The 6,000-nt window shown below is 30.0% G+C and carries 6 protein-coding genes, 2 tRNA genes, 1 rRNA gene and 1 other annotated feature; all 9 genes read left to right on the top strand.

All coding sequences use genetic code 11. The features are described 5' to 3' along the window. Positions 1–125 precede the first annotated feature (125 nt). The 9 genes from rrf to I2E83_RS10305 all read left to right on the top strand — a co-directional run bounded on the left by rrf (position 126) and on the right by I2E83_RS10305 (position 5,905). A 5S ribosomal RNA gene (gene rrf / locus I2E83_RS10345) occupies positions 126–242 on the top strand. 11 nt (positions 243–253) lie between these two features. Then, positions 254–329, top strand: a tRNA-Ala gene (locus I2E83_RS10340). A gap of 157 nt (positions 330–486) precedes the next feature. After that, positions 487–963: an IS200/IS605 family transposase gene (gene tnpA, locus I2E83_RS10335; protein ID WP_195429680.1), complete on the top strand. Its 477-nt coding sequence runs from the start codon at positions 487–489 to the stop codon at positions 961–963. A gap of 225 nt (positions 964–1,188) precedes the next feature. Then, positions 1,189–1,692 carry an HDIG domain-containing metalloprotein gene (locus I2E83_RS10330; protein ID WP_195263959.1) on the top strand — a complete coding sequence of 168 codons (504 nt, stop codon included), beginning with the start codon at positions 1,189–1,191 and terminating at the stop codon, positions 1,690–1,692. 15 nt (positions 1,693–1,707) lie between these two features. Next, positions 1,708–2,214 (top strand): transcription repressor NadR, encoded by a 507-nt coding sequence (locus I2E83_RS10325; RefSeq protein ID WP_195263958.1) that lies wholly within the window; start codon positions 1,708–1,710, stop codon positions 2,212–2,214. A 20-nt stretch (positions 2,215–2,234) separates the two neighbouring features. Next, entirely contained in the window at positions 2,235–3,647 is a 1,413-nt protein-coding gene (locus I2E83_RS10320; protein ID WP_195263957.1) for an FAD-dependent oxidoreductase, read from the top strand. Further along, entirely contained in the window at positions 3,640–3,894 is a 255-nt protein-coding gene (locus I2E83_RS10315; protein ID WP_195263956.1) for a DUF1667 domain-containing protein, read from the top strand. The genes I2E83_RS10320 and I2E83_RS10315 overlap by 8 nt, the downstream gene beginning before the upstream one ends. Before the next feature lie 89 nt (positions 3,895–3,983). Next, positions 3,984–4,183, top strand: a binding site (T-box leader). Between the two features lie 65 nt (positions 4,184–4,248). Beyond that, positions 4,249–5,526: a serine--tRNA ligase gene (serS, locus tag I2E83_RS10310; protein WP_195429679.1), complete on the top strand. Its 1,278-nt coding sequence runs from the start codon at positions 4,249–4,251 to the stop codon at positions 5,524–5,526. 288 nt (positions 5,527–5,814) lie between these two features. After that, positions 5,815–5,905: transfer RNA gene (locus tag I2E83_RS10305), tRNA-Ser, on the top strand. Positions 5,906–6,000: the final 95 nt, after the last annotated feature.

The following is a 6,000-nucleotide window of genomic DNA, read 5'->3' as shown; positions in this document are numbered from 1 at the left end:
TGATAGGTCAGAGGTGTAAGTGTGGTAACATATTTAGCTGACTGATACTAATAGGTCGAGGGCTTGACCAATAAAAAATAGGCTTAAAATTAATTCATGTGCAATTTTCAGAGAACACTCTGAAATCTGGTGATGATGGCGTAGAGGAAACACTCCTTTCCATTCCGAACAGGAAAGTTAAGCTCTACAGCGTCGATGGTACTGCATGGGAGACTGTGTGGGAGAGTAGAACATTGCCAGGTTATTTTTTTATGGGGGTATAGCTCAGTTGGGAGAGCACTTGCCTTGCACGCAAGGGGTCAAGGGTTCGAATCCCTTTACCTCCACCAAAGCTACGATATTAATCGTAGCTTTTTTTGTTGTGTTGAAAACCACTGGCTATGCCGGTGGATAAAATGGCTTAAGCTCTGCACAGAAAAAAGCTCCTATGATATAATTTCAACGACTGACAATCGTAAAACAAATTAATCATAGGAGGTGTGTCATATGGGTAACGACATAGAAAGCTTATCACATACAAAATGGAGGTGTCAATATCATATAGTATTTGCACCGAAGTATAGAAGACAAATAATATATGGAAAATATAAGGCTGAAATTGGTAAAATATTAAGAACTATATGTATAAGACATGGAGTAGAAATAATCGAAGCGAATGCTTGTCTGGATCATATACATATGTTAGTAACTATTCCACCGAAGATGAGCGTATCAAAATTTATGGGAATATTAAAGGGTAAGAGTAGTTTGATGATTTTTGATAGATTTGCAAATTTAAAATATAAATATGGAAATAGACATTTTTGGTGTAGAGAATATTACGTTGACACAGTGGGAAGAAATAAAACTGCAATTGCAAAGTATATTCAAAACCAAATTCAAGAAGATCAAATAGCAGAGCAACTTAGTTTTAAGGAATATATTGACCCGTTCACGGGATCGCCGGTAAAAGGAAGCAAATAGAAAAACCACCCGATGAGGGTGGTAGCTGAAACTGTTTTGCGATTGGCGGTTATTCAGAGCACGAGTAGTGCCGCCAGTATCATGCCCTTATAGGGCTTAATCAAGCCACCAGCTAAGCTGGTGGTACATGACTTTTAATAAAATTATATATAATTGATAATAAAAATATATAATGTTATTATTTTTATATAAAATAAAGTTAATTAAAGCGGTAAGGTGATAGAAATGGCTTTATATAGAGTAAAACAATTTATATGGGGATTTACATCATTATTTAAGGAGATAGACTATAAGTATATAAGTGAATTTTTAAACGAAGATGAAATTAAAATTTTTAATAAATTAAAGCATAATGATAAACATCACTGTATAAGAGTTTGCAAGGACTCAATTAAAATGAAATATGATTTGGATATAGATATAGACGTATATAAGTTAGGAAAAGCTGCACTTTTGCATGATGTGGGAAAAAGTAAAAAGCATTTGAGTTTGATGGAGAAATCTGTAGTGGTATTATTAGATAAGGCTACTAAAGGGAAAATAAAAAAATATGATAATATAAAGCAAATAGATATATATTATAATCATCCTAAGATAGGATTGGATATTCTTAAAGGGTTTGATTATGATAAAGAATTTTTGCAGGTTATTAGATATCATCATAATAAAGATAAAATCAAGGAAAATGAGATACTTAATATAATAAGTAGGTGTGATGATAAAAATTAATAAAGAGGTGAATTTATGAGTTCTATAGAAAGAAGAGAAGAAATTATGAAAATGTTAGTGGAAAGCAACAAGGCCATTAAGGGAACGGAGCTTGCCTCTTTATTTGGTGTTACTAGGCAGATAATAGTTAAAGACATTGCCATATTAAGAGCAGCAGGTAAAAATATTATAGCTACTCCTGATGGATATATCTATAATAAAAATATTAATAAAGTTAAGTCTATTATTGCTGTCAATCATGATAGTAGTAAAACTATTAGGGAATTAGAAATAGTAGTTAAATATGGTGGAATAATAGAAGATGTTATTATTGAGCATCCTCTTTATGGAGAAATAAGAGGGAATTTGATGATAAAAAACTTAAATGACTTAAATAAATTTGAAAATGAATTTAAAAGAAAAAATGCAAAGCCACTTTCAAATTTAACAAATGGTATTCATCTTCATACAATAGCAGCAGATAGTAAAGAAGATATTGAGGCAATAAAGAGAGAGTTGTTAGAAAAGGGATTTTTATTATAGACTATGGGAGGAAATAGATTATGGATTACGATATTCTTATATTGGGTGGAGGAATAATAGGATGTTCAGTTGCTTATGAACTTTCAAAATATAATTTTAATATTGCTTTAATAGAAAGGGATTATGACATAGCAGATGATATATCATTTGTAAATACATCAATAGTATATGACGGATCTGAAACATCGGATGATGTAATGGCAGGACTTGAGTATATAGGGAACTCAATAATGCTTGATACTTGTGAAAAGTTTAAGGTTCCTTTTAAGAAAATTGGAGCTTTAAGAGTTGTAAGTGATGAAAATGGAGTTAAAAAATTAGAAGAAATGTATGAAAGAGCTAAAAGGCGAGGAATAGATGGTGTATATTTAATAGATGATAAAGATGTATATGATATCGAACCTAATATAAATCCTAATATAAAAAAAGGTCTATATTCAGAAAATATAGGGATAGTTGCACCTTATGACTTGGCAATTGCCTATGCTGAAGTAGCAGCAGATAATGGTGTTAACTTTAGGTTAGAAGAAGAAGTTTTAAATATACAAAACTTAGCTAAAGGTTTTAGAGTAACAACTAATAAGAATAAGTTTACCTGTAAGGTTGTAATAAATACAATTCCGCATGAGATATATATAAGGGAAAATGGAAAGGTTGAAGATAAAGAGTTAGAAAGTGAAGAAGAGTACTTTAAGAATATGAGTTACTTATTGGTAGATGATAACTATAGAAATAAATTAAATAAGATAGTAATAGAGACCTTTGATAAAAATACATTTGTGCTAAGCACACCAACAACTACTACAGGTTCGTTAATAGGAATAAAGAGTACTGAAAAAACTAGTTTAGAGGATAATTTAATATATGCTAATAGCCTTTTAAAGAACTTAGAAAAGAATAATATTAATAATTTATTTAGAGAAAGTTATAATAAGGATTCAATGTTAATAGATGATAGTGAAATAGATAAGGGATATATAAGAGTAACAGGTACTCACTATGGAAAGATTACAATAGCTCCAGCAATTGCAAAAATGCTTTGTGATACAATTGCAAATAATTTAAGCTGTACATTAAAAAAGAATTTTATAGATAAGAGAAGAGAAGTCTATAAGTTTAGAGAGCTTGGTAAGAAAGAAGCTAATGAGATAATTTCACTAGATAATAGATATGGAAAGATTATATGCGTATGTAATAATATATCAGAAGGCGAAATAGTAGATTGTATAAGAAGACCATTAGGTGCAAGAACAGTAGAAGGTGTTAAGAGAAGGACTGGATCTGGATTTGGAAGTTGCCATGGTTCTTATTGCTATGAAAAAATTGTAAATATACTTGCAAGGGAATTGGATAAGAAGGTTACTGATATAGTAGATGATTCTAAAAATTCTAAAGTAATTTCAAGCAGAATAAAGGAGTTTGGAGATGTCTAATTTGCAAAATAAAGATGATAATAAGGATATATTTACATCTATAGTTAGGGTAAAAGGAAGTGACAAATATAGAGTTGTTCCTGTTAAGTCTAGCGAAAAAGTTGATAAAGGAGTCTGGATAGAATTATCTAAGGTATTAGCAAGAATATATGTTAGCGTTCCAATTAAGTCTGGAAGTTTAATATGTAAAAATATACTTAATACTGGAATTGATATAATTTGTACAAGGGACTTATATGATGAATAAATAAAATATAAAAGTATAATAATATATATAAATCATCTTAGTAAAATATTGACATATATATATTTTTATAATATATTAAGAATAATAAAATAAAACTGTTGAAGAGGCTAGTAATAACAATATTTATTTTAAGAGAGTCGGTGGTTGGTGTAAATCGATAGTAAAATGTTATGAATCCACCTTGGAGGGACTGTGATGAGCAGTACGGCTTAAACCGTTAAATTTATTTAAGAGAATAGCATATTTTGCTATTAATTAGGGTGGCAACGCGGAATCTTTCGTCCCTTATTTTGGGGAAAGGTTCTTTTTTTATGAAAAAAATTAATAAATATAAATTATTAGGAGGTATACATAATGTTAGATTTAAAATTTGTAAGAGAAAATCCAGAGATAGTTAAGAAGAATATAAAAAATAAGTTCCAAGATAGTAAACTTCCATTAGTAGATGAGGTAATAGAATTAGATAAAAAGCTTAGGGAAGCTAAACAACAAGCTGAAGCTTTAAGAGCTGACAGAAATAAGTTTTCAAAGCAAATTGGAGCTTTAATGGCTCAAGGAAAAAGAGAAGAAGCAGAAGAAATGAAAAAGAAGGTAACTGAAAACTCAGAGAGCTTATCTGAGCTAGAAGTTAAGGAAACAGAATTATCTGAAAGAGTTAATACAATAATGCTAACTTTACCAAATATAATTGATCCAAGTGTTCCAATTGGTAAGGATGATAGTGAAAATGTAGAGGTTGAACGCTTTGGAGAACCAAATGTTCCAGATTTTGAAGTTCCATATCATACAGAGATAATGGAAAAGTTAAGTGGATTAGATTTAGATAGTGCTAGAAAAGTAGCAGGAAGTGGATTCTATTATTTAATGGGTAATGTTGCAAGACTTCATTCAGCAATAATTTCATATGCTAGAGATTTTATGATAGATCGTGGATTTACTTATTGTATTCCTCCATACATGATTCGTAGTGAAGTTGTAACAGGTGTTATGAGTTTTGCTGAAATGGATGCTATGATGTATAAAATTGAAGGTGAAGATCTATATCTAATTGGAACAAGTGAACATTCTATGATAGGTAAGTACATAGATACTATATTACCTGAAGATTCATTACCACATACTTTAACAAGTTATTCTCCTTGTTTTAGAAAAGAAAAGGGAGCTCATGGAATAGAAGAAAGAGGAGTATATAGAATTCATCAATTTGAAAAGCAAGAGATGATAGTTGTATGTAAACCAGAAGAAAGTATGGAGTGGTATGAAAAGTTATGGAGAAATACTGTAGATTTATTCCGCTCTTTAGATATACCAGTTAGAACTTTAGAATGTTGCTCTGGAGATTTAGCAGACCTTAAAGTTAAGTCAGTAGATGTTGAAGCTTGGTCACCAAGACAAAAGAAATATTTTGAAGTCGGAAGTTGTTCAAATCTAGGCGATGCACAAGCCCGTCGTTTAAAGATACGTGTAAATTCTAAAGATGGAAAATATTTTGCTCATACATTAAATAATACAGTTGTTGCACCACCAAGAATGTTAATAGCATTTTTAGAAAATAACTTAAATGAGGATGGATCAGTAAATATTCCAACTGCACTTCAACCTTACATGGGAAACATGAAAGTAATTAAATAGTTTTAATTTTAAAGGCTAAATATATAATTTTGTATTTAGCCTTTATTTATTCTAAAGGTAGATTAAATTATCTAAAATATATTATTTTTATTTATAATATATTTATTTTTTCTAATTCTATTAGATACTTAAATTATTATTAGGCTAATTAAGAGTAATTTTAGTGGATAGTGAAGAAAGAAGAGTTTATTTTTTATTAGATTCATTATTTAATTAAAAAATATATAAATTTATAATTGACAACAAGCAATCTCATTGCTATAATAATATTTGTCGTCAGACAGATATGGAGAGATGGTCGAGCTGGCTTAAGGCACCGGTCTTGAAAACCGGCGTACCTTTGCGGGTACCGTGGGTTCAAATCCCACTCTCTCCGCCAAAGATGCATCTAAGTTTTCTTAGATGCATTTTAAATTAAATATAGGAGAAACTCATTAAAAAATTATTTTACTAAATATTTATTATATAATAAAA

The sequence above is a fragment of the Clostridium sp. D46t1_190503_E9 genome, from assembly GCF_015555225.1.
Taxonomy (GTDB): Bacteria; Bacillota; Clostridia; order Clostridiales; family Clostridiaceae; genus Clostridium.
This window is presented reverse-complemented; position numbering and strand designations above follow the sequence as displayed.